The organism is Micromonospora sp. NPDC049175, from assembly GCF_043197345.1.
Lineage (GTDB): Bacteria > Actinomycetota > Actinomycetes > Mycobacteriales > Micromonosporaceae > Micromonospora.
In genome coordinates, this window is record NZ_JBICSY010000001.1 from 70,938 (window position 1) to 95,187 (window position 24,250).

Consider the following 24,250-nt stretch of genomic DNA (forward strand, 5'->3'; position numbering starts at 1 on the left):
AGGTCTGCGGACGATCGCCCTACTGCCCCACCGGCTGCTCGCGGTCCGCGGCGCGGCCGAGGGCGACCATGCGCAGGGTCTCCTCTCGGCGTCGGACCAGCAGCGCTCCGGCCAGGAAGGTCACCGGTGGAACGAGCACCAGCATTGCCCACTGCGCCGGCACCAGCGGAATGACGTGCCCCAGGTACATGGTGGAGGTGGCCCAACCGGCGAGAGCGCTGTCGATCACCAGAGCGAGCACCGCGACCGGCAGGAGCAGGACGACGATCCGTCGGCGTACCCCGGAGTCGAGGCGGGCAAGCGCGACGAGCATGGCCAGCGCGGCGGCCGCCAGCGCCGCGACGTAGAGCCACACGACCAGCTCGCTTGTCGCCTCGATGCCGTACAGGACCTGGTAGGACGTTCCGCTCACCGGGTCGAATGAGGGGCCGGTCGCCCGGTTGATCTCCAACAGCACGACCATGACGATCGGCGCGAGCAGCAGGGCCCACAGCCGGCGTACGCCCAGCAGCGCGAATATCCGGTAACGCGGCGCCGGCACGCTCAGCGCCGCGCCCGCGACGACGGCGAGGGCGACCTGCGGCAGGGTGTCCACCACGTAGGTGAGATTGGCACCGGCCTGGGGAGCGACGAGGGCGCCCCACGCGATCACGCCAGCCCAGGCCAGACCGGCGGCCACCCAGCGCCAGCCGACAAGCGCGGCCACGCAGACGCCCGCCCAGCCGGCCAACCGCAGCCAGTCGACGAGGTCGACGCCGCCCGGCCCGAGCTGCGGTGGCAGGCTCGGATCCCGGATGAGCTGGTCGAGCAGTGACTTCCCGGCCAGGGCGAGCAGGACGAGGCTGACCAGCAGACCCGTCACCGCCGCCGCGTCCGCCCAGGCCGGCTCGGTGAACCCCCGTGCGCCCACCCGCAGCCGAGCCCGCAGGCCGGCGCCGACCAGGTTCCGCACGTCAGCGGCGGCGGGTCGTCGTTGATCCGGCCGCGCGCCGGCGAGGAGCACGGCCAGCATCTCGTCCTCGTACGCCCGGCGGTGCTCCCACGGATAGACGGCCAGCAGCCGCCGGTAGCGGCGTTCCAGATCGTCGCCGCTCATGCCGCACCCCCGTCGATCAGTAGGCCGCCGCGGCGCAGTCGCGTGCGAGCGGCTTCCGCGTTGTGTCGTAGGCGGGACGCCTCGTCGGCGAGCCGACGCGCACCCAGGGCGGTGAGCCGGTAGTAACGGCGCAGTCGCGACTGCACGACCTCTTCCCGCTCGACCTCGATGAGGCCGTCGGCGCGGAGCCGGTCGAGCACGGCATAGAGGGTGCCGGCGCGCAGGCGCACCCGGCCGTCGGAGATGCGCAGCACGTCCTCGATGACCGCGTACCCGTGTTTGGGCGCCTCGGCCAGCGCGGTGAGCACCAGGAACGTCGGTTCCCGCAGAGGATTGTCAGTCACATCGAGATGTATATACCGACGATCGGTATATGCAAGCCGACAACAATGACCGGCGCGCAAAGCTGAAGATCGTTATGCTCCCTGCCGTGATCCGCACCCTCGTCGTCGCCTCTCTGCTGCTGACCGGTTGCTCCGCGACCGAAGCGCCCACCCCCACCTCGACCACACCCTCGGACAAGGCCGCGGCCGCCGCCTGCACCCGACTGGTCTACGCCATGGAGGAGGGCGGAAAACCCTTCGGGGACACGGGCACCGCGATGCGCGCCATCGAGTCGACCGATCCCGGTGTCCGGGAGGCCGGCCAGCGACTGGGGCCGGCCGCCCAGGAAGCCGCCGACCTCTGGGTACTGAACGACCCCACCGTCGACAAGGGACCGGCCGACAAACGTCTGGCCGACGCACGCCAGGGCCTGCTGACCGCGTGCACCGACCTGTTCGGCAAGTACCCGTGGCCGTTCACCCGGACGCCCACACCGACGCCCAGCACGTGAGCGACTGACGGGGCCGACACGGAACACCGTGCCGGCCCCGTCCGCGGTGGTGGTTCAGCTGGCGTACGCCTCCACCTCCCAGAGCGAGTGACCGTAGCCGGTGCCCCGGGCGGTGCCGTTGATCCGTAGGTAACGGCCGTTGGCGCCGAGCCCGGTGTGCTCGTCCACGCCGCCGTCGGCCCCGGTCACCGTCTTCGCGGTGGTCCAGGTGGTGCCGTCGTTCGAGGTCTGGATCTGGTACGCGCTGCTGTAGGCCGCCTCCCAGCTCAGCTTGACCCGGCCGATCGCGGTGGGGCTGCCGAGGTCGACCCGGATCCACTGCGGATCGGAGAACGTGCTCGACCAGCGGGTGGTGAGGTTGCCGTCGACCGCCTGGGCGCCCGACACGTCGGCCCCCTCGTTGCTGGACGTCGACGTGGGTTTGTTCAGCAGCAGGTTGCCGCCGGTCGAGCCGCCGGTGCCGCCGTACACCTCGAACTCGAACACCGAGTAACCCCAGGCGGTGCCCCGAGTGGTGCCGAGCAGCCGGATGTACCGGCCGGAGCCGGTGAGCCCGGTCAGGTCGTCCACGCCGCCGTCGCCGCCGGTCACCGTCCGGATCGTGGTGAAGGTGACGCCGTCCGCCGAGGTCTGGATCTGGTACCCGCTGCCGTACGCGGCCTCCCAGGTCAGCTTGACCCGGTTGATGGCGTACGTGGCGCCCAGGTCCACGTCGACCCACTGCGGATCGCTGAACGCGCTGCTCCAGCGGGTGCCGGTCGCGCCGTCGAACGCGTTCGCCGGCGTGTAGGCCCCCTCGGAGCTGGACGCGCGGGCCGGCTTGCCCCGAGCCAGGTTGGCGCCCGGTTCGGGGTCCGGGTCGGGACCGGGCCCACCGGGGCTGGCGGAGAGGGTGAACTCGTCGATGTCGAACCACGGGCCGGCGCCCTTGAAGACCAGGAACAGGGTCCGGGTGCCGGTCGGGGCGGTGACGCCGCCGGTGACCGTGGCGAAATTGGCGTACCCACCGGTGGGGACCACGGTGGCCGAGCCGACGAGCGGCCCGGTGGGCGAGTCGACCCGCAGCTCCACCGTGCCGCCCCCGCCGGCCGGGGCACCGACCCGGGCGCTGAACGACTGAACGCCGGTCAGGTTGTACGGGCGGAACGAGATCCAGTCGTTGTTGTCGATGTAGCCGACCGCCGCGCCGCCGTGCCCGGCCGCCCCGGACACGATCTGGACGCCGGACGAGTCACCGAAGTGCTCGGCCTGACGGACCCGGGGTTGCAGCACCGCCTGGGTGTGCGTGGTCAGCGGCGGTTGGCCGCCCCCGCCCAGGTCGGTGTACTCGGCGTCGATGATGCCGAAGATGTTCGCCGCCGTGTCGTGCTCACCGTCGGCGGTGGTCTGGATGACGCCGGTGCAGCCCTGCGCGCTGCCAAGTTGGTGGCCGTGCGAGTCGTGGCCGAGGACGTAGTTCACCTTCACCCGGGCGCAGTTGATCGCACCGTCCTGGGCGTCGGTGACCGTGACGCTGAACGGCACGGCGTCCCCGAAGGCGAACGTCTGCCCGTTCGACGGGGTGTTCACGGTGACCACCGGTGCGCTGTTCCCGACGGTGACGACCACGCTCGCGGTGGCCGTCTTGCCGGTGGTGTCCCGCACCGTCAGTGTCGGGCTGCGGGTCCCGTTCGTGGTGTAGGTGAAGCTCGGGTTCGCGGCGGTCGAGTCGGTGCTGCCGTTGTTGTCGAAGTCCCAGGCGTAGGTGAACGGGTCGCCGTCCGGATCGAGGGTGCCGGCCGAGGAGAAGGCGACGGTCAGCGGGGCGGTGCCACTGGTCGGGGTGGCCGACACCTTCGCGACGGGCGCTCTGCCCTCGCGGGCGTACTCGATGCGGTAGAGCGCCGAGTTGGCGTCACCGTTGAACCAGCCGGTGCCGTAGTCGAGCACGTAGAGCGCGCCGTCCGGCCCGAACTCCATATCCATGACCTGCGTGCCGGTCCACGGGAACGGGTTGATCTTCAGCGGTTGGCCGGACGCGTCGAGCTTGATGTTCTTGATCCAGCGGCGACCGAACTCACCGGCGAAGTAGGTCCCGTCGTAGTACTCCGGGAAGGCCACCGGCGAGGTGTTGGTCGGGTCGTACCGGTAGACCGGGCCGCCCATCGGCGACAGGCCGCCGCCGGTGAACTCCGGCGGTGAGCCGGAGCCGCCGTACGGCAGCCACGCCGGGACGGCCGGCGGCAGCTGGGTGATGCCGGTGTTGTTCGGCGAGTTGTTCACCGGCCCGCCCGCGCAGTCGAACTTCGGCCCGGACGGCCCGGACGGGAAGGTGTAGTCGTTGTAGGCGTCGTTGCGGGCGGTGCAGTACGGCCAGCCGTAGAAGCCGGGCCTGTCGATGCGGGCGAACTCCACGTTGCCCGCCGGTCCCCGATTCGGGTCGGCGGTGCCCGCGTCCGGACCGTAGTCGCCGAGGTAGACGATGCCGGTGGCCTTGTCCACGCTCATCCGGAACGGGTTGCGGAAGCCCATCGCGTAGACCTCCGGGCGGGTCCGCGCGGTGCCCGGTGCGAACATGTTGCCGGCCGGGATGGTGTAGCCGCCGGCCGCGCTCGGCTTGATCCGGAGCACCTTGCCGCGCAGGTCGTTGCTGTTCGCCGAGGTGCGCTGGGCGTCGGAGGCGGGGTTGCGCCCGGCCCGCTCGTCGATCGGGGTGAAGCCGGCCGAGTCGAACGGGTTGGTGTCGTCACCCGTGGACAGGTAGAGGTTGCCGGCCGCGTCGAAGTCCATGTCGCCGCCGACGTGACAGCACATGCCCCGACTGGTCGGCACGTTCAGGATCAGTGTCTCGCTGGCCAGGTTGATGGTGTTGTCGGCGTTGACGGTGAACCGGGCCAGCCGGTTGACGCCGTCCCAGACGGCGAAGTCGGCAGGGGTGCCGGTGGCCGGGGCGCCGCCACCGGGAGTGTTGAGCGGTGGGGCGTAGTAGGCGTACACCCAGCGGTTGGTGGCGAAGTTGGGGTCGGCCTTGATGCCCTGCAGGCCCTCCTCGTCGCCGGTGTAGACGGGCAGGGTGGCGGCGATCTTCGTGTTGCCGGCGGCGTCGGTGTGCCGGATCACACCGTTGCGGGAGGTGTGCAGCACGCCCCGGTCCGGCAGGACGGTGAGGCTCATCGGCTCGCCGGTCTCGGCCGCGCCCTTGGCCAGCTCCACCTGTTGGAAGCTGCTGGTGACGGTGGGGCCGCAGTCGGCGTCGACCGCGCCGGCGGCGGTCCGGATGCCGCCGAGCAGGTGCTGGCGGAAGGTCGCCTCGGTGTACGACGCGTCGGTGTGGCCCAGGCCCGTGTACCAGGCTCGGCCGCCGGAGTAGTTCTGGCACCAGGAGATCGGGTGGTCGGCGCCCATGCTCCCGCCGGTGTAGGTGCTCTCGTCCAGGGTGGCCAGCACGTGGGCGGCGCCCCGGGGGTTGGTGCGGTAGTTGTACAGCTCGTCGAACCGGTTCCACCGCTGCGGCAGGGTCGCGGTGGACGGGTGCACCTGGTCGGCGACCTTGACGGTGACGTTCTGCTCGGCCGGGTGCGAGGCGAAGTACGCCCCGACCAGCCCGCCGTACCAGGGCCAGTCGTACTCGGTGTCGGAGGCGGCGTGCACGCCCACGTACCCGCCGCCGCCGGTGATGTAGCGCTCGAACGCGGCCTGCTGGGCGGCGTTGAGCACGTCGCCGGTGGTGGACAACCAGATCACCGCGGCGAACCGGTCCAGGTTGGCGTCGGTGAACTGGGCGGCGTCCTCGGTGGCCTCGACGGTGAAGCCGTTGGCGGCGCCGAGCTGCTGGATGGCGGCGATGCCGGGGGTGATGGACCCGTGCCGGAATCCGGTGGTCTTGCTGAAGACCAACACGGTGAACGGTGCGGCGCCGGCCGTGGGTGGCGCGGCGACGATGCCGCCGGCCACGAGGATCGCGCTCAGCGCGACACCGAGCCATGATCTCAGGGATCTGCGCACGGTTGTCCTTTCGTGGTGCGAGGACGGCGTGCGCCGATCACGCCTGGCAGTGGAACGAGGAATGTGAATGCATCGTTGCGTCCGGGTCACGGTCGCGTCAAGCCTCTTCCACCATCTGTGAGAGCGTTATCTCCGCAGGTCAGGGGCGACGGTTGCCAGCAAGATCGAATAACGGTTTTCGGGTCACGATCCGCGCCTGGAGGGTCCCGACGCGCGACGAAGGCGCTCGGAACCCTCCCCCGACGGCCGGTCGCCGCTCAGCGTGAGTAGTACTCGACGACGAGCTGCTCGTCGCAGACCACCGGGACCTCCGCGCGCACCGGAAGCCGGGTCAGACGCGCGGTCAGGCCGGGCAGACTGACGTCCAGGTAGGGTGCGCGGCGCTCCGCGGCGTGCGCCCCGGCCGCCGCGACGACGAACGGCGCCTTGCCCCGGCTGCGTTCCGCCACGGCGATGACGTCGCCGGGCTGCAGCCGTGCCGACGGCCGGTCCAGGCGACGGCCGTTCACCGTGACGTGCTGGTGGGTGACCATCTGGCGGGCCTGGTAGATGGTGCGGGCGAAGCCGGCTCGCAGCACCAGCGCGTCGAGACGGCTCTCCAACTCGACGATCAGCTCCTCACCGGTCTTGCCCGGCCGGCGCACCGCCCGGTCGAAGGCACGCCGGAGCTGGCCCTCGTGCAGGTCGTACTGCGCCTTGAGCCGCTGCTTCTCCAACAGCCGGACCTTGTAGTCACTTGTCGTCCGTCGCGCACGGCCGTGCTGTCCCGGCGGGAACGGACGGCGCTCGAAGTAGCGCACGCACTTCGGGGTCAGCGCGATGCCCAGAGCGCGGGAACGCTTGACCTTGGGGCGGGTCTGATTCATCCTTCACCTCTCAAGTAAGGTAAGCCTAACCTTATTAGGAGATGATCGCCGTGAGCAAGCCGTCGACGAACACGGACTCGACCGACGACGCAGGTGTCCGACTACGATCGATGCTGGTCGCCACCGACTCCCTCACCCTGCACGTCCCGGGGGTCGAGGCGTACGTCGCCGGCCGGCACGTCGTGACGCCCGACGGGCGACTGCGGATCGACCTGCCGACCGGCTCCCACCTGACCCACCACCTCGCGCAGCACCGGGAGACCGTGGCGATGATCGAGGTGACCGACCTGGCGCCCGTCCCGGTCCGCAACCGGGTACGCGCGCGGGGCAGGCTCACCGGCTGGCTGGTGACCGAGGCCGCCGCGACCGGAAACGATCAGGACCTGGCGGTGGTCCTCGACCTCGCCACCGCGGAGCTGACCGTCGACGGCCGCACCAGAGGCGTCGACCCGGAGGTCTTCGCGGCCGCCCAGCCCGATCCGTTGGCGGACGCCGAAGCCGACCTGTTGTGCCACCTCGACCATCACCACCCGCGCACCGTCGAGCGGCTGTGCCGACTGGTCCCCGGTCGCCATCTCCAGGGAGTTCGCCAGGTCCGACCGGTACGCCTGGACCGCCACGGTGTCGTGCTCCGGTTGGAACTGGCCAGCGGTGACCGGGACGTCCGACTGAGCTTCCGCACGCCGCTGCGGCATCCCGACCAACTCGGCGCCCAGATCGAGGCCCTGCTGCGGCAGTCGCACGGCTGCCGAACCCGACGCGCCCGCTGACGATCTCCGGAGGCCCGCACCGCTGCGACGGCAGAGCCCGCAGCTCAGCGACGGCAGACGCCGCGGCTCAGCGACCACCCGCCACCAGTTCGGCGATCATCCCCTCGCAACTGCGGACGACGACCTGGGCTCCACGCCGCTGCGCCAGCGGGAGCAGGGGGTCCTCCGCCCGGTCCCGCCACCGCCACTGCGCGTCGGTGGCCACCTCCCAGAGCCGTCGCACGGTCGCCTCGTGCTCGACACCCAGTCGGGCCGCGAGACCCACCCCGTCACCACCGACGAGCCGCTGCGCCTCGGCGGCCACCTCCGCGTCGAAGCCGAGCCGGGCGTTGCGCAGCGCGACAAGCAGGCGCAGCTCCCGGAACTCGTGCGCGCCGGCGAGGATCCGCTCGACCGCTCCGGCCAGCTCCGCGGAACCGGGGACGGGCTCGGCCCGCAGCAGCGCCTCGACCGCGGCCAGCGCGGACCGGGCCTTGAGGGCGTCGCCGCGGTCGATGAAGCAGCGGGTCACCGACTCGCGCAGCTCGGTGAGACCGCTGCGCCGGATGAGTTCCGCCGAGAGTTTCACCCGACTGTCGAACCCACTGCGCACCAACGTGGTCGCCAGCCGGACGCCGAAGAGCCCGAACCGGTCCAGCAGCGCGGCACGTACCTCGGTTTCCAGGCGTACCGGCAGCTCACCACTGAGGAAACGATCGGCGGAGATCAGGTGGACGTCCAGCTCGGCCCGGGGCACCTGGGCGATGGCGGCGAGCGCGGCGAAGTCCGACTCGCCGAGCATCCGGCCCGCCAGGCCGAGCATTCCACTGCACGCCACCACGTTCACGCTGACCGCGCTCACCCGCGGATCGCGGTAGTGCCGACGGGCGAGCTGCCGGGCGGTGAGCAGGCCGTCGATCCGGCCTCCGCCGATCTCGTCCGCCCGGGACAACACCGTGATCACATTGACCGGGGCGGCCTGCCCGACCACGCTGTCCCGGCCGGACTCCAGCACCCGCAGATCACTGTCGCGAGCGTCGCGGGTCAGATACAACACCGCGTCCGAATCCCGTAACACCCGCTCCCACACCGGCGTCCGACCCTGCTCGACGCTGCCGGTGACCGCCGGGGTGTCGATGAGCGTGACCTGCCGCAGCGCCCGCGTCGGCCACCGCACCACGATGTCGCGCACGTCGCCCGCGCCCCAGCCGAGGTCCACCCGCAGACCGGTCGCCGACTTGACCACCGTCAACTCCTGCGGAGGCTGACCGGCCGGATAGGCGGTCGCGCGCGGCTCGGCGCCGTCCTCGTACCAGGTGAACGCACCGTCGGCCCGCTCGACGGGTGCGACCTCCTCACCCATCAGGGCGTTGAGCACCGTCGACTTGCCGGAACGCCAGGGGCCGGCGACCGCGATCCGCAGCGGTTGTTCCAGGCGGGCGACCTGGTGCCGCAACTGCCCGACGGCCCGCGGATGGTCCTGATAGAGGTCGATGGCCTGGTGCAACAACCCCCAGGCCGCCTCGTCCAGGCGCAGACCCACGGTCATGCCTGCGGCTCCAACAGCAGCGGGGCGGCACGGGTGCCGGTCAACTGCTGAGCCTGTTCGTAGAGCGCGGCCAACCGGGTCATCTTCAACCGGATCTCGCGCTGCCGCTGCTCGCGCAGCGACGCATCCGTGTCGGCCTCCTGTTTGGCGCTGCGGAACGACTGGACGATCGCCTCCTGAAGCTCCTCGGTCAGGCCCGTGAAGTGGTCCCGCAGCATGCGCTGCACCTGCCGGGCGGTGTCCCGACAGTCGCGGATGATCCGGACGAAGACGTCGTCGACATGCCGCTGGATGGCCGTCTTGACGGTCGCCTGACGGCGACGGAGCAACTGCTTGCTCTCGTCGCGGATGCTCTTGCCGCCGAAGAGCGCCCCGATGCCGACCGAGACCGGGTTGATCATCGGCATGCCGGCCAGGGTGGTCGCCAGACCGAACATCAGCATGCCGCCGTACGAGCCCTTCATGCCGGTGAACAGCTTCTGGCTCGGGGTGAACCTGTCGATCGTCGGCATCTGCAACTCGGGCAGCCGCTGCCCGATGTCCTCCGGCATCGTCATTGACCAGGGCGGCAGCACGTCGTAGCCGTACCTGGTGAAGTTGGCGGCCACCCGGCGGGCAAGCCAGTCGCAGCGCTGGATCAGCCACTCGTGGTTCGCCTCCGCCGCCTCCACCAGGCTGCGTTCCAGCCAGTCCTGGAAGGTGTCCCAGGCGACCAACGGATCGGCCGTGTCGAACGCCTCGTCGACGGTCCGCAGGATCTCCCGGGTCCGGTCGCGCAGGTCGTACTCGATGTCGGACAGCAGGTCGGCGATCTCGTCGCTGAGGGTGTTCTGCCACCGGGTGGAGCACCGGCGCAGCTCGTCGACCTCACGCTGCGCCGCGTGCAGCCGGGAGATCGGCCCGGACTGCTCCTCGGCCTCCTGGGTGGTCGCCAACTCGGCGCGCAGCGGGGCGGCCAACTGCTCCACCACCGTCCGGGCCACCGTCTGCACCGAGGCCCGGGCCAGTTGGTCGGCCTTGCCGGCCAGGTCCCGCTGGAGTCGGGCGATCAGCGCGGGAAAGCCGGACTCGGCGTTGAGACCCCGGTCGTCGGCCCCGGCGGCGCGCAGTCGCAACGTCGCCGAGACGGGTATCAGCGTCGCCGGGATGCCCGCCTCGGCCAGGTGCTGCCTGTTGCGGTCGGCCACCGCGCGCCAGTCCGCCACCAGATCGGTCTTGCTCTGCACCACGACCACGTTGGGGTGTGCGCGCATGACGTGCAGCAACATGTTCAACTCGGCGACCGACAGGTCCCGGGTGGAGTCGGAGACCAGCAGCACGGTGTCCGCGCGGGCGGGCGCGGCGACCGAGGCCGCACCGCCGATGGCGGAGACCTCGTCGGCGCCGGGAGTGTCCACCAACACCAGCCCGGCGCCGAGCAGGGCGCGGGGCACTCCGATCTCGACGTACGCCGGGCCACCACCCGGCCGGCGTCCGACCAGGCCGGCGACGCTCTCCGCGACCTGGTTCAGTGCCATCGGGGTCCGCTCGACGGCCCCCGCGACGGCGGCGCCGCCCCGGGCGGGCCGCGGCGCCTGGGCGACCGCGACGGTCGGGGCCTCGGCATGCGACACCACTGTCGGAAGGACAGTCGTGCGGCCGTCGCCGACCGGACAGGCCGGCGCGTTGATGATCGCGTTGATCAACTGGCTCTTGCCCTGGTTCGGCTCACCGATGACCAGGACGCGCAGCGTCGGATCCAGCAGTTGGGCGCGCTTCTGCCGGACCGTCTGGAGCAGGTCACCACGACCGTGTGCACTGCACGTGCGGGCGATGTCGTCCAGTACGTCCAACCAGATCCCGGCCATCACCGCACCAAGTGTGCGGATTTCGGCTCAATTATCAAGAGGTTCCGGAACTGGAACCGGAGAGGGCCGGACCGCCCGAGACGATCCGGCCCTCCGCTCCGACCGGAGATCCGGGTCAGAGCAGGCCGCCGGTGATACCCAGCAGCCCGTGATCGGACGAGGCGTGCGAGTCGCCGCCGAGCACACCATCGGTGACCCCACCGGTCACGTCACCGACAGTGCCGGTGACACCGGGGAGGAGGCTGTCCACCTGGTGCGCCACGCCGCCCACCGTCGACGGCACGTCGAGCGGCGGGACCGTGCCGCCGACGAGACCGTCGCCGTGCCCGAGGCCCAGCCCGCCGAGGGTGTCGCCGACACCGAGCGAGCTGACGACCCCGCCGAGCTGACCGTGGGCGCCGGGGAGGACGCCACCGGACAGGTCGCCGCCGATCAGATTCGGGTCAGCGCCGCCGAGCAGACCGGTCGGGTCGCCGACGGTGCCCGTGACGTCACCGAGCACCGGGTCCGCGATCGCGTCCACCGGCTGCACCACGTCCGCGTCGAGGGTGTGCGCCACGTCGGCGACGCCGGCGAAGTCGGTGTCCAGGCCGTACGGGCCGACGCCCAGGCCGATCCCCGGCAGCACGGTCACCCCGGCGGCGGCCGTCGAGGGGTCGACCGCGATGGCGCCGAGCACGCCGGCCTTGACGTCCACGCCGGTGGGCGAGCTCGTGACGCTGATCTGCTGCGCCACGCTCTGCAACTGACCCACCACATCGGTGGTGTCGGTGAGCAGCGGGTCGAGCCCGAGCTGCCCGACCGGTCCGGTCAACGGCGCGAGACCCGCCCCCGGCGCGTAGTCGACCACAAGCGGCACGACGTCCTGCACATCCGCGGCGGTGATGTCGGTGAGCCCGGCGCCCCGCAGCGCGCCCTCCGGGTCGAGGTCGAATGCCGACCGCGCGTCGGGGTTCGTCAGCAGGTCGAGAACGAAGTCGTGGAGCGTCTGGTGCGAGTCCATGTGCCGGTTCTCCTCGGAAGTGGCGCCGGGTGTCGTACGTCGACACTGACGCTATTGCCGGGGCTCGCCCCGGGCATCGGGGCTCAACCCGCAACCGGCCCGGTTGAACTAGGGGCTCCGCGACCTCGTACGTTAGGGGGACAGGGGGAAACCATCCCGGCGAGATTAGGGTCCCGACCAGGGGCTGATCTCTGGTACGAACGTAGGAGCCCGCGGGGTTCGCCGGGGGTGGGTCGTCGGCAGCACCGACACCATCGCCACCGGCCGGCCAACTCACGGGGGGAGAAGAGACGATGCCGTACGTCCTGGGGATAGACATCGGGAGCACCAACACCGCCGCCGCGGTCGCACGGTGCACCGGCGCGACCTGGACGCGTCCCGAGGCCGTTCCACTGCAGGTCGGCTCCCCGCTCGTGCCGTCGGTGCTGTGCCTGGCGGAGGACGGCTCGCTGCACGTCGGCGAGCCCACGACCGACGACGGCAGCCGCACCACCCGCGACTTCGTCCACCGCATCGGTGACGACGTGCCCCTGCTGCTGGGCGGCGAGGCGTGCACACCGCAGACGCTCACCGCGGAACTCGCGACCTGGGTGGTGGAGCGGGTACACGCCCTGGAGGGCGGCCCGGCCGAGGCGGTCGTGCTCAGTCACCCGGCGGGGTGGCGTCCGTACCGGCGGGAGGTGCTGCACCGGGCGCTGTCCGACTTCGGCCTGCGGCACGTGACGTTGCTGCCGCGTACGGTCACGGTGGCCGAGAGCCACGCGGCTCGCGGGTTCGCGGGCACCACGGCCGCCGTCTACGCCCTGGGGGGCAACAGCTTCGAGGCCGCAATGGTGCGCCGCACCGCGCGCGGCACCTACGAGACGTTCGGCACGCCGCAGGGTCTCGACTCGGTGGGCGGCGTCGACTTCGACGAGGCGCTGGCCGGGCATACCCGTACGATGCTGGCCCGGGAGCTGGCCAGCACCGCACGCCGCGGCACCCAGGCCGCCCTCCGCGGGCTGCGCGCGGAGTGCGACCGGGCCAAGCGGGCGCTGACCGTCGACCTGACGGCCGACGTGGTGGTGACCCTGCCGAGCGGACCCGCCCGGATACCGGTGACCCGGGCGCAGTTCGAGCACATGATCCGCCCGATGGTGCAGACCACAGTCGACCTGCTGCTGCGGGCCGTGCGCAGCGCGGACCTGACGTCGGCGCAGCTCGACGGCGTCCTGCTGGCGGGCGGCTCGACCCGCGTACCGCTCGTCGTCGAGCTGATCAGCGCGGCCCTGCCGGTGCCCGTCGAGGTCGAACCGGACTCGCAACTGACCGCCGCCGCCGGGGCGGCGTTGGCCGCCGCCCAGGTGGTGTCGCCGCGCGCTCGCCGGCCCGCGCCGTTCCGCGACCCGGTGCGCAGCGCCGGGCGGGCCGCCATCCCGGCGTCGCGCCGCCCCCACCACGACACCGTTCCGGGCGACCCGCCACCGCGGCCGCCGGTCCGGGTCCTCCCACTGGACCTGCCGAAGCCGTCCCGCCTGGCGCTGGCCCGCAGCCGGGGACGCGAAGGATGACCTCAATGATCATGAATGACGTCGACGCACCGGGGCTGACGCTGGACCGGGGGCCACAGACCCTGCTGGACACGGTCGCGCAGGACCCGACCGGCCCACTGGCCGTCGGCATCGCCGGCCCCGGCGGGCACGGCAAGACCGCGCTCCTCACCGAGCTGGCCCGGGTCCACCAGCGGGCCGGGATCCCCGTACGCACGGCCGCCCCGGAGCCCGACGAACCGGTCGACCCCGACACACTCGTGCTCGTCGACGACGCGCACCTGCTCGACGACGCCCGGATCGAGGTGCTCCTGCGCCTGCTCGGCGCCCGCCGGCACCGCCTGGTGGTCGCCCACCGCCCGTGGCCCCGGTCCGCGGCGCTCAGCGAGCTCGTCGACTCCCTGCGGCGGGACGGGCAGGCCGTGCTCCTCACCCCGTTCACCCGGGAGCAGACCGCCAGCTATCTCACCGCCGCGCCGGAGCTGGGCCGCCGCGACGACCTCGTCGACTTCGTCCACACGCAGACGTCCGGCGTACCCCGGGACGTCGAGCGGTTGGCCCGCGGCCTGACCGGCGCGGAGAGCCGGACCGGCGCGGTGGTCAACCCACCCCGGGCCGTCGTCGCCGAGTTCGGGCCGGACCTGGACGTGCAGCCCGCCGAGGTACGACGGCTGCTGCTCGCCGTCGCGGCCGGCGGGTCGCTGCCGGCGAACATGCTCGCCGCGCTCCTGGGCGTGGGCCCGGCGGCGGTGGACGAGTTGATCGCCACGACGCGGGCGGCCGGGCTGCTCGGCGCCGACGGCCGGCTCGCGCCGATCGTCCGGCGGGCGGTCACGACGCTCAGCCCCGCCACCGACCGGACCGCGGTCTGGCGTCGGCTCACCGAGGTGCAGCTCGCGCGGGGCGGCGCGGTGCTGCCGCTGGTCCGCTCCCTGCTCGCGGTCGGCGCGCTCGGCGACTGCCCGGCCTCGACGCTGGCCGCCGCGGCGGGTGAGGCCCTGGCCGACGAGCCGGCGTTCGCCGCCGAGTTGTTCGCCGCCGCCACCGCGGCCGGGCAGCCGGCCAGCGCGCAGCAGGCGCTCGCCGCCGCGCTCGCCGGCAACCTCGACGACGCCCTGCGCTTGGCGGACCGACTGCTGGCCACCGCCGCCCCGTCCGACCGCCGCGAGGCGGCCGTGGTGGCGGCGACCGCCCTGGCGCACCGGGGCCACGTCGGCCGCAGCGTGGAGCTGTACCGGTGGTCGGGCACCGCCTCGGCGTTGGCCTTCGCCGTCGTCGGTGGGCTCGCCACCGGAGAGCTGGACGCCACCGCCGCGGCACCGGCGGGTGACCGGCTGGGCGAACCACCGACCCTGCACGCCAGCGCCGCCCGACTGATGGCCGAGGGGGTACGCGAGAGCGTCAGCGGCCCGCCGACCGCCGCGCTCTCCGCGCTGGTGCAGGCCGCCGCGCTGCTGGAACCCGACGGGCGGGCCGCTCTCCTCCCGGACAGCCCGGCGGCGCTCGCCGCGCTGACGGCAGTGCACTGCGGTGAGCTGGAGATCGCCGAGCAGGTGCTGCACCGCGCCCTGGACGCCGGCGTGGGTGGCCCGCTGATGGCTCGCCGCCACCGGCTGTTGCAGGCCTGGATCCTGATGGTCCGGGGCGAGACCCGCGCCGCGACCGAACACCTCGCCGCGGTGACGCTCGACGGACGGCAGTTGGAGTCACGCGACCTGCTCTTCGCCGCCGCGATCCGGATGGGCGTCGGCCGGCGCACCAGCGACATCGGGGCGCTCAAGAGTGGCTGGGGGCAGGCGCTGGAGGCGGTGGTCCGGCACCCCGTCGACCTGTTCACGCTCCTGCCGCTGGGTGAGCTGGCCATCGCCGGCGCGCGCCTCGGTGACCTGGCCCGACTCGAACCGTACCTGCGGGAGGCGCGAGCGCTGCTCGGCCGGCTCGGCGATCCACCACTGTGGAGTGTGCCGTTGCACTGGAGCGGCCTGCACGCCGCGATCCTCACCGGCGCGCCGGACGTCGCCGACGACCACGTCACGGCCCTGCTGGCCGCGGCCGAGCACAGCCGGTACGCGGCGGTGGTCGCCGCCGCCGCGGAGTGCTGGGTGGAGGTGCTCCGGGGTGTCGTCGACCCGGCCCGCGTGGAGGCCGCCGCCCGGGCGCTGCACGACACCGGACTGCGCTGGGACGGTGCTCGCCTCGCCGGCCAGGCCGCCATCCGCACCGCGGACCGGCGGGCGATGACCACGCTGCTGGAGTGCGCGCGGGCACTGCAGGGGCGGCCGGCCGGCGGCCACGGCGAGCAGGCGCCGACGAGCACCACCGAGAGCACCACGCGGGTCGCCGGCCCCACCCCGCAGGGGCTCAGCGACCGCGAGTACGAGGTTGCCGAGCTGGTGCTCGCCGGGTTGACCTACCGCGAGATCGGCGACCGGCTCTTCATCTCGGCGAAGACCGTGGAACACCACGTGGCGCGGATGCGTAACCGGCTGAACTGCGCCAACCGCACCGAGTTGCTGGCTCTGCTGCGCACCGTCGTCGCCGACCGGGCCAGCGACACGGCCGGGCAGCCGTGGCCGCAGCGGACGACCCGATGAGGGGCTCGCGCCGGGGACGCCGCCGCGCCGGGCGGAGTGGGGCGTGACGCCCAGCGAGGTCCGGCTGATCCGGACCAGGCTCGTCGTGCTGACCGCCGTCCTGGTCACACTCTGGTCGTACGCGGCCTACCTGACCAGCCAGGACGCCATCGACCTGCTGCGTGTGCAGGCCCTCGCGGACACCCTCGGCCAGCCCATCGACAGGCTGATCCTGAGTCTGCAGACCGAACGCCGCGCCAGCGCCGAGACGATCGCCGGGGCCGGGGCCGGGGCGACGGCGACCCCGCTGGGCGGGGCGCGCGAGCTCACCGACCGGGCCGCCGCCGAGATTCGCCGGTTCACGGTGGGCCGCGACGTCCGGTTGCTCAGCGCCGGCGAGGTACGCGAGCGGGCCGACGAGCTGGTCCGCCGGCTCGACGGCCTGAGCACGATCCGGTCCCAGGTGGACGCCGGGCAACTCGACCAGGCCGAGGCGGTCGACGGGTACGACCAGGTCGTCGACGTCGCCTTCCGGGTGTACGGCCCGGAGTGGGGCGCGTACGAGAGCACGTTGGCCGCCGACACCCGTGCGGTGATCGCGCTGGCCCGCGCCCGGGAGTTGCTGGCGCGCGAGGACACCCTGGTCAGCGCGGCCCTGACCGCCCACCGGCTCGGCCCCGACGATCGACGCCGTCTGACCGAACTCGTCAACAACCAGCGGTTCGCGCGGGCCGAGGCGGCGGCCGGGTTGCCCGACGACGGCCCGGGTGAGCACCAGCGCATCACGAGCGGCCCCGAGTTCGCGGGGCTGCTCGCCCTGGAGGACAGGTTGTTGCGGGCGGACACCGCGAACGCCCTGGCCGGGACGACATTGGCGGGCTGGCGGGCCGCCGCGGACTCCGCCCTCGGCGCGCTGCAGACCCTGGTGACGAGCACCGCCCGCGGCAGCGTCGAGCGGGCCACGCCGGGCGCCGCCGTGCTCGTCGCCCGGACCGGCGCCGTGGTGGGGCTGGGCCTCATCGTCGTGCTCGTGCTCCTGGTGAGCTGGGCGAGCACCGTCCGACGGCTCACCGACGCGCTGACCCGGCCGGTCGTCGACGCGCCGGTCCCGACCCCGCCGGTCCCGACCCCGCCGGATGTCGTGGCGGCGCCGGATGTCGTGGCGGCGCCCGACGGCCCCGACCGGGAGTTGTTCCTGCGGATCACCCGTCGCAACCAGGTCCTGCTGCGTGATCAGCTCAATCTCCTGGACGGGATGCAGCGCCGGGAGCGGTCCGCCGAGGAGAGCGGCGAGCTGTTCCAACTCGACCACCTGACCACCCGGGTTCGGCGCAACGTGGAGAAGCTGATCGCCCTGGCCGGCGCACGGCCGGCCCGTCGCTGGCGCGGCGCGGTGCCGCTGCTCGACGTCGCACGCGGCGCCGTCGCCGAGGTGCCGGACTACCACCGGGTCCTGATCGCGCCGCACTGGCCGTGGTCACTCGCGGGCCCGGCCGTCACCGACGTCGTCCACCTGCTGGCGGAGCTGATCGAGAACGCCCTCGCCTTCTCCCCGCCCGACACCACCGTCCGGATCAGCGGTGAGCACCGGCCACAGGGGTGCGCGGTCCTCGTCGTCGACGACGGGTCCGGCCTGGACGCCACCGCGCTGGCCGAGGCGAACCACAGGCTCGCCAGCCCGCCGGCCGCTCCACCCACGGGTCCCAGCGGTCTGTACACAGTCGCCGTGCTGGCCCACAGGTGTGGCATCCACGTCTCGCTGCGTCCCAGCCGGCGCGGTGGGACGGCGGCGGTCGTGCTCCTGCCGGCCCACCTGGTCCCGGTGAACGACACCGGCCGGGGGCCCTCCACCGCACCACCCACCACCCCGGCCCCGCCAGCGCACCACGGCACCGGCCCACCCGACGCGGGCGGCAACGGCGCGCTGCCGACCCGGGCCCGGCAGACCGGGCCGGCACACCCCGAACACGGCGGGGCCGCCCTCGACACGGTCGAGATGCCGGTCGCCAGAGCAGCGAGGAGACACCCATGACCTCCGCAGTGGTCAGCGACGACCTGACCGGCGCCCTGGACCGCCTGGTCGACCGAGTGCACGGCGCGGAGTTCGCCCTCGTGCTCTCCCCGGACGGCTTGCTCCTCGGCGGCTCCCGGCAGGTGGAGACGAAGCTGGCCGAGCAGATCTCCGGTGTCGTCGCCGGCCTGATCGCGTTGGGGCTCGCCGCCACCCGGACCTGCGACGCGGGCGCTCTGCGTCAGGTCGTGGTGCAGATGACGCGCGCCTTCCTGTTCGTCGCCACCGTCCCGAACGGGACCATCCTCACCGTGCGGATCGCCGGTGACGACGTCAAGGTCGGCGACATGGCGTACGAGGTGGCGCTCTTCGTCGGGCAGGCCGAGCGGCACCTGCCGATCACACTGGGTCCGGCCTCCTCCGCGACGATCGGGGACACCGGTGCACACCGGCGGCACGGCTGACGAGGCGTGGTACGACGACGACGCGGGCCCGGTCGCCCGGCCGTACACGATGACCGGCGGGCGTACCGCTCCCGCGCGCGGCCAATTCGACCTGATCTCACTTGTCGTCGCCCGGCGGGGGGTCACGCCTGCCACACCCCTCTTTCCCGAACAGGCGCGAATCGTCGAGCTGTGCCACCATCCGGTGTCGGTCGCCGAGGTCGGCGCCGAGCTGGACCTGCCGCTGGGCACCGTCCGGGTGCTGCTCGGCGACCTGCTCGCGGCCGGCCTGATCGAGACGCACGACCCGCCCGTGCTGTCGGAGCTGCCGACCGAGGATCTGCTCGAGGCGATACTCGTCGGGCTCCGCGCCCTGTGACAGGACAGCGGCCAGCCGCGATCCGGCCCGATCGCGGACGGGCCTCCGGCGACGAACCGAAGGGGAGACAGGCAGTGCCGGCAACACCACCCCAGCCACGCCGTACCGTGGCGATCATCCTGCTGGACCGGATCGTGGCCTTCGCCACCGCCGCCCGGCGGGTGCTCACCGGCCGGGACGACGCCTCGCGGGTCATCTGGGTGGCGGTGGTCGCGGTGCTCGGGGTGCTGGTCACGACAGCCGTACTCGTCGCCGGGGTGCTGCGTACGCCGGGGAAGCTGGCGCCGGTGACTCTCGACCCGCCACTGTCGGTGGATCAGGCGGGCACTCCGCCGGCCGGCACTCCCCAGGCGCGGGCACGACCGGCGGCCACCAGCCCGGCGGCGGCCGCTCCCCCGCCGTCCGCCTCGGTCACCGCGGTCCCACCGACCGTCGGGGCCACGACCAGGCCCGCGCCGACCGGGTCGACGGCCGCGCCCCCGCCGGCCGCCCGGACCGCCGCCTTCACCATCGAGGACACCGCCCTGCTCAGTTACGGTGCGGCCGTGACGATCACCAACCCCGAACCGGCGCCGGCGGCACAGTGGACGTTGGTGCTCACGTTTCCCCGGGAGTCGCTGCGGGTCAGCGCGGTCGAGGGCGCGCGGGCCAGCCGCGACGGCGCGGTGTGGACGTTCGTGCCGGACGGCAGCACCGGTCCGGCGCTCGGCAACGCGTCGGTCCGGGTGACGTTCCGGGTCAACGGCACGCCCGCCGGCGCCGCCCCCGACGCGTGCGCCATCGACGGGGCCGCCTGCACCGGTCTGCCGAACTGACCGGCACGCGCCGGCCGGAGCACGGCCCGGGGGTGACCCACCCGACGGTGGGCCACCCCCTGCCGGACACCCGGCCTACTGCTGGTTGAGGTGCAGCGCGAGATCGATGACCAGGTATTTCACGGCGAACGCGCCGGTCAGCTGTGCCGCGCCGGTGAGCAGGTCGATCTGGTACACCTGGCTGGGGAAGCCGCCGTTGAGGACGGCGTAGGCGTTGTTGCTCACCGCTCGTCCGCCGCGCAGGGTGCTGTGGATGTCGAGGCCGGCCCGTGGGTTGGCGGCCACGCCCAGGCTGCCGGTGGCGACGAGTTGGCCGGAGTTGGCCGGGGACTGCAGCGCGACCTGGTCGAGGTTGGTGTCGATGTCGAACAACGTGGTCGCGGTGGACGGATCGAGGTCGATGTTCGTGTAGGCCGCCGCGGTCAGGCCGGGGGCGGCGGCGACCGCGGGCGGGTAGGTGAGGGTGCCGTCGGCGAGGGTGACGCCGCCGACGTTGACGTTGTGCCGCAGATTCTGGCCCACGTCGCTGATGATGCGCAGGCGGTCGGCGGCCGGGTTGAAGTCGACGCCGAAGAACGACCCGCTGAGGGGGACGGTCAACTGGCTGACCTTGGTGGCGGCGGCGGTGCTCGTGGACAGGGTGAAGATGCCGCCGTTGTTCCCGACGCCGTAGAGCCGGCCGTCCTGGACCCGGTAGTCGATGCCCACGAGGTTCTCCGCGCCGGGCAGGTCCACGGTGCCGATCACGCAGGGCAGCTCCGGTCGGTTGGCGGCGAACTTCAACAACTGCTGGTCCTCGGTCAGACCGACCGCCACCCGACCGTTGCGGCCACCGGCGTTGAGCAGGTCCCACAGAATCGTGCAGGGGCCGGCGTCCAACAACGCCAGAGCGGGGGACGAGGTACGCGCCGACGCGACGCGGTCCGGCCGGGCCGCAGCGCCCGTCGAGGTCGTCAGCAGTGCGATGACGACGGCTGTGCCGGTCAGGAGCAGTCCTCGATGGATCGTGCGATGCATGGGCGGGCCTTCCTTGCGCGGAATACGGGAAATGCCCGGCAGTGGCATCGGAGTGGGTCGTCCCGATCGGTCCAATCAGAACGTTTGCCCAGGTCAGACGCTATACGGCCAACTTCGCGGTTACTGTCGGATCACGTACTATCCGAATTCCCTTCGGAGGGCCGGCAGCGCCGGCGCGAGCGCCACCAGCATGGCCAGGCCGGCGACGGGCAGCAGGTCGAGGGTGACGACCGGTAGGACGATGCCGGCGACCAGGAGCGGCACGCTCCACCACGGCAGCCGCCGTCTCGCGGCGAGCATGCCCGCGAGGATGACCAGGCCGAGGAAGAAGAACTGGGGTACGACGTCGTAGAAGGCCACCTCGACGCCGGGGATGTCCTTGAAGTCCGCGCCGAGCGCCGACATCTCCGCCCGGTCCGCGGCCAGGAGACCCTCCACGATGTCGGCGCCGAACTGCACCATCGTCGCGGCGAGCCCCACCATCGTGAGGGTCACCACCCCGGTGCGCCAGGGGCTGCGCGGCAGGAGGCGGGACAGCGCGAGCACACCCGGTACGAAGCACACCATGCCGGCGAGCGCGACCAGATGGGCGGCCTGCCAGTCGATCCCCGGGCCGTACACACCGTCGGATCGTGCCCACAGGCGGACCAGGCCGTAGGCGGCGATGCCGACCGGTCCGGCGATCACGTAGAGCGCTGCGCGTTTCATGCCGATCATCATCTGGTCGTCGGCGCCCCGCCAGCCTCCGGGAAGATCCCTCGCCCGGCCCTGGGTTCCGCCTCAGGTTTCCCACCGAGCAGACCCTCGGTGCGCCCTCGCCCCTCAGGCGCGCCAGATCGGCGGGGCGGCGTGCGGCGACGGTCGGGTGGCGAGCATCGCTCATGCTGGAGGGGTGATTCGTTTCGTACTGAATGTGCTGTGGCTCATCTTCGGCGGTGGCATCGTGCTGGCGGTCGGGTACGGCGTCGCCGCACTCATCTGCTTCGTCCTGGTCGTCACCATCCCGTTCGGCGTGGCGTCGCTGCGCCTCGCCGTCTACTCGCTGTGGCCCTTCGGCCGCACCCTGGTGCCGAAGCCCGGCGCGGGCGTGGCCTCCGGGGTGGCGAACATCCTCTGGCTGGTGCTGGCGGGCTGGTGGCTCGCGTTGTCCCACGTCGTCGCGGGCATCGCCCTCTGCGTGACGATCATTGGGATCCCGTTCGGCATCGCCAACTTCAAGCTCGTGCCGGCGGCGTTCTGGCCCCTCGGCCGCGAGGTCGTGGACACGCCCTGAGCTTGGAAAACGGGGACCCTCGGTCCCCGCCACTTCTAACATATAGCGCACTGGGGGGCTTGCGGCAAGACCCGGGTCGTGCCGCAGAATTCGTCGGCCGAGACCAGAATCTGCCGAATTGGACGTCATTTGAGTTCCCTGCCTACCTCCGTGTTCGATCTCCCCGCGCACCTCTCCCCCAAGGCCGACCCGACGCTCATCGCCCGGGACGAGCAGCACTTCGCCACGATGGCGCAGCACCTGGACCGGCTGAACGCCGAACTCTCCGAACGCCTTGCCGCCGAGCGCCGGGCGCCCGGCGGCAGGGGCCGGCAGGCGATGGACCGGGACGAGGAGATCCGCCGGCTGACCGACCGCCTGCGTGCGCTCAGTCGCTACGGCCTGGACCTGTGTCTCGGCCACGTGGTCGGTGCGGACGAGCCCGAGCCCGCGTACGTCGGGCGGCGCGGCCTCACCGACAGCACGGGTCGGCGGCTGCTGCTCGACTGGCGCTCACCCGCCGCCGAGCCGTTCTTCGGCGCGACCCACGCCAACCCGATGGGTCTGGCCAGCCGTCGCCGGTACCGGTGGACGCGGGGCCGGATCAGTGACTACTGGGACGAGGTGTTCACCTCGGACGGGTTCGTGGAGCACGCCGTCGCGCTCGACGACCAGTCCGCGTTCATCGCCAGTCTGGGCAGCGCCCGATCCGCCCGGATGCGGGACGTGCTCAGCACCATCCAGGCCGACCAGGATGCCATCATCCGGGCGGGATCTGCCGGCGCGCTCGTCGTGGACGGCGGTCCGGGCACCGGGAAGACGGTCGTCGCGCTGCACCGCACCGCCTACCTGCTCTACTCCGACCCACGCCTGGGCCAACGCCGAGGCGGAGTGCTCTTCGTCGGGCCGCACCAGCCCTACCTGGCCTACGTCTCCGACGTCCTGCCCAGTCTCGGCGAGGAGGACGTACAGACCTGCACCCTTCGCGACCTCGTCGAGGAGGGCGGCGCGGCGATCGTCGAGCCCGACCCGGAGGTGGCCCGGCTGAAGTCCTCGGCGGACCTGGTCGGGGCGATCGAGGCGGCCGTCCGGTTCTACGAGGACCCGCCCGGCGCGCCGATGACCGTCACGACCGACGAGGCCGACATCCGGCTGAGCGCCGACGACTGGGCCGACGCGTTCCAGGCGGCGGGGCCGGGCACCCCGCACAACGAGGCGCGCGACGAGATCTGGGCGGAGTTGCTCACGATCCTCGTGGACAGGTACGACGGCGACGAGCCGGACGACGTGCTGCGCCTGTCGCTGTCGCGCAACCGCGAGCTGCGCTCCGCCGTCAACCGGGCCTGGCCGTTGCTCGACGCGGCCGACCTGGTGGGAGACCTGTGGTCGGTGCCCGCGTACCTGCGCACGTGCGCGCCCTGGCTCAGCCCGGCGGAGGTACGGAAGCTCCAGCGTGACGACCCCCGGGCCTGGACCGTTTCCGACCTGCCGCTGCTGGACGCGGCCCGGCGGCGCCTCGGCGTCGCGTCGGGGCACACGCAGCGACACGACCCGGCCGCCGAGGTGGAACGCGAACACCGCGCCCGGGTCGTCGACGAACTGCTCGCGGCCGACGCCTACGACGACGGTGAGGGGCTGCTGACGATGCTGCGCCAGCCCGACCTGCACGACGTCCTGGCCGGCGAGTCCGCGGTGCGCACCGCGGAGCCGGACCTGCTGGCCGGCCCGTTCGCGCACATCGTCGTGGACGAGGCCCAGGAGTTGACCGACGCCGAGTGGCAGATGGTGCTGGCGCGGTGCCCGTCGCGCAGTCTCACGATCGTCGGGGACCGCGCCCAGGCCCGACACGGGTTCAGCGAGTCGTGGCAGGAACGCCTTGAGCGGGTCGGGTTCGACCGGATCACCCTGGCCTCGCTGAGCATCAACTACCGGACCCCGGAGGAGGTCATGGCGGAGGCCGAGCCGGTCATCCGGGCCGTGCTCCCGGACGCCAACGTGCCGACCTCCATCCGCGGCAACGGGCTTCCCGTCGTGCGCGGCTCGGTGGCCGAGCTGGGCGCGATCCTGGACGCCTGGCTCACCGCACACACCGACGGGACCGCCTGCGTGATCGGCGACCCGACGTTCGCGCCGACGTCGCGGGTCCGGTCGCTGAGCCCGGAGCAGGCCAAGGGTCTCGAGTTCGACCTGGTCGTGCTGATCGACCCGGAGGCGTTCGGCACCGGCGTCGAGGGGGCGGTGGACCGCTACGTCGCGATGACCCGAGCGACCCAGCAGCTCGTCATCCTGACGAGGTGCTGAG

19 protein-coding genes are annotated in these 24,250 nt (G+C 72.6%); 10 read left to right on the plus strand and 9 right to left on the minus strand.

The window, feature by feature from the left end; genetic code table 11:
- Positions 1-19: 19 nt before the first annotated feature.
- Together ACGFH8_RS00300 and ACGFH8_RS00305 are read right to left on the minus strand one after the other, a co-directional pair.
- The gene (locus tag ACGFH8_RS00300; RefSeq protein ID WP_393361048.1) at positions 20-1,096 is read right to left on the minus strand and encodes a hypothetical protein; all 1,077 of its coding nucleotides are present in this window, start codon (positions 1,094-1,096) and stop codon (positions 20-22) included.
- On the minus strand, positions 1,093-1,440 hold the full coding sequence (locus tag ACGFH8_RS00305) for a PadR family transcriptional regulator (protein WP_393361051.1): 348 nt from the start codon (positions 1,438-1,440) through the stop codon (positions 1,093-1,095). The genes ACGFH8_RS00300 and ACGFH8_RS00305 overlap by 4 nt, the downstream gene beginning before the upstream one ends.
- Positions 1,441-1,526: 86 nt before the next feature.
- Between ACGFH8_RS00305 and ACGFH8_RS00310 the strand changes: the two genes are divergently transcribed.
- On the plus strand, positions 1,527-1,931 hold the full coding sequence (locus ACGFH8_RS00310; protein WP_393361054.1) for a hypothetical protein: 405 nt from the start codon (positions 1,527-1,529) through the stop codon (positions 1,929-1,931).
- A 54-nt stretch (positions 1,932-1,985) separates the two neighbouring features.
- Here ACGFH8_RS00310 and ACGFH8_RS00315 read toward each other — a convergent pair whose 3' ends face one another.
- Positions 1,986-5,915, minus strand: a complete 3,930-nt coding sequence (locus ACGFH8_RS00315; RefSeq protein ID WP_393361057.1) for a ThuA domain-containing protein — start codon at positions 5,913-5,915, stop codon at positions 1,986-1,988.
- Between the two features lie 257 nt (positions 5,916-6,172).
- Positions 6,173-6,781, minus strand: a complete 609-nt coding sequence (gene rpsD / locus ACGFH8_RS00320) for a 30S ribosomal protein S4 (protein WP_393361060.1) — start codon at positions 6,779-6,781, stop codon at positions 6,173-6,175.
- Positions 6,782-6,891: 110 nt separating this feature from the next.
- Here rpsD and ACGFH8_RS00325 point away from each other — a divergent pair, with 110 nt between their 5' ends.
- Positions 6,892-7,551 carry a DUF2470 domain-containing protein gene (locus tag ACGFH8_RS00325; RefSeq protein WP_393364393.1) on the plus strand — a complete coding sequence of 220 codons (660 nt, stop codon included), beginning with the start codon at positions 6,892-6,894 and terminating at the stop codon, positions 7,549-7,551.
- 67 nt (positions 7,552-7,618) lie between these two features.
- On the opposite strand, the gene ACGFH8_RS00330 is transcribed toward ACGFH8_RS00325, so the two are convergent.
- The 3 genes from ACGFH8_RS00330 to ACGFH8_RS00340 all read right to left on the minus strand — a co-directional run bounded on the left by ACGFH8_RS00330 (position 7,619) and on the right by ACGFH8_RS00340 (position 11,929).
- On the minus strand, positions 7,619-9,079 hold the full coding sequence (locus tag ACGFH8_RS00330) for a hypothetical protein (protein WP_393361063.1): 1,461 nt from the start codon (positions 9,077-9,079) through the stop codon (positions 7,619-7,621).
- Entirely contained in the window at positions 9,076-10,926 is a 1,851-nt protein-coding gene (locus tag ACGFH8_RS00335; protein ID WP_393364396.1) for a dynamin family protein, read from the minus strand. Before ACGFH8_RS00335 ends, ACGFH8_RS00330 begins: the two co-directional genes overlap by 4 nt.
- Positions 10,927-11,041: 115 nt before the next feature.
- Positions 11,042-11,929 (minus strand): IniB N-terminal domain-containing protein, encoded by an 888-nt coding sequence (locus tag ACGFH8_RS00340; protein ID WP_393361066.1) that lies wholly within the window; start codon positions 11,927-11,929, stop codon positions 11,042-11,044.
- 293 nt (positions 11,930-12,222) lie between these two features.
- Between ACGFH8_RS00340 and ACGFH8_RS00345 the strand changes: the two genes are divergently transcribed.
- From ACGFH8_RS00345 to ACGFH8_RS00370, 6 genes are all read left to right on the plus strand, one after another.
- Entirely contained in the window at positions 12,223-13,479 is a 1,257-nt protein-coding gene (locus tag ACGFH8_RS00345; RefSeq protein ID WP_393361069.1) for an Hsp70 family protein, read from the plus strand.
- Positions 13,480-13,484: 5 nt separating this feature from the next.
- On the plus strand, positions 13,485-16,052 hold the full coding sequence (locus ACGFH8_RS00350; RefSeq protein ID WP_393361072.1) for a LuxR C-terminal-related transcriptional regulator: 2,568 nt from the start codon (positions 13,485-13,487) through the stop codon (positions 16,050-16,052).
- 43 nt (positions 16,053-16,095) lie between these two features.
- The gene (locus ACGFH8_RS00355) at positions 16,096-18,063 is read left to right on the plus strand and encodes a nitrate- and nitrite sensing domain-containing protein (RefSeq protein ID WP_393361075.1); all 1,968 of its coding nucleotides are present in this window, start codon (positions 16,096-16,098) and stop codon (positions 18,061-18,063) included.
- Complete coding sequence (locus ACGFH8_RS00360; RefSeq protein ID WP_393361078.1) at positions 18,060-18,506, plus strand: roadblock/LC7 domain-containing protein; 447 nt, start codon at positions 18,060-18,062, stop codon at positions 18,504-18,506. The genes ACGFH8_RS00355 and ACGFH8_RS00360 overlap by 4 nt, the downstream gene beginning before the upstream one ends.
- Positions 18,484-18,864, plus strand: a complete 381-nt coding sequence (locus ACGFH8_RS00365; RefSeq protein ID WP_393361081.1) for a DUF742 domain-containing protein — start codon at positions 18,484-18,486, stop codon at positions 18,862-18,864. The genes ACGFH8_RS00360 and ACGFH8_RS00365 overlap by 23 nt, the downstream gene beginning before the upstream one ends.
- A gap of 74 nt (positions 18,865-18,938) precedes the next feature.
- The gene (locus tag ACGFH8_RS00370; RefSeq protein WP_393361084.1) at positions 18,939-19,679 is read left to right on the plus strand and encodes a hypothetical protein; all 741 of its coding nucleotides are present in this window, start codon (positions 18,939-18,941) and stop codon (positions 19,677-19,679) included.
- A 75-nt stretch (positions 19,680-19,754) separates the two neighbouring features.
- Here the strand turns inward: ACGFH8_RS00370 and ACGFH8_RS00375 are convergent, their stop codons facing one another.
- The gene (locus ACGFH8_RS00375; protein ID WP_393361087.1) at positions 19,755-20,696 is read right to left on the minus strand and encodes a DUF4394 domain-containing protein; all 942 of its coding nucleotides are present in this window, start codon (positions 20,694-20,696) and stop codon (positions 19,755-19,757) included.
- Positions 20,697-20,834: 138 nt separating this feature from the next.
- Complete coding sequence (locus ACGFH8_RS00380) at positions 20,835-21,404, minus strand: hypothetical protein (RefSeq protein ID WP_393361090.1); 570 nt, start codon at positions 21,402-21,404, stop codon at positions 20,835-20,837.
- 184 nt (positions 21,405-21,588) lie between these two features.
- Between ACGFH8_RS00380 and ACGFH8_RS00385 the strand changes: the two genes are divergently transcribed.
- Both ACGFH8_RS00385 and helR read left to right on the plus strand, forming a co-directional pair.
- Positions 21,589-21,969, plus strand: coding sequence for a YccF domain-containing protein (locus ACGFH8_RS00385; RefSeq protein WP_393361093.1), 381 nt, complete (start codon positions 21,589-21,591; stop codon positions 21,967-21,969).
- Between the two features lie 150 nt (positions 21,970-22,119).
- Complete coding sequence (helR, locus tag ACGFH8_RS00390; protein WP_393361096.1) at positions 22,120-24,249, plus strand: RNA polymerase recycling motor ATPase HelR; 2,130 nt, start codon at positions 22,120-22,122, stop codon at positions 24,247-24,249.
- Position 24,250: the final 1 nt, after the last annotated feature.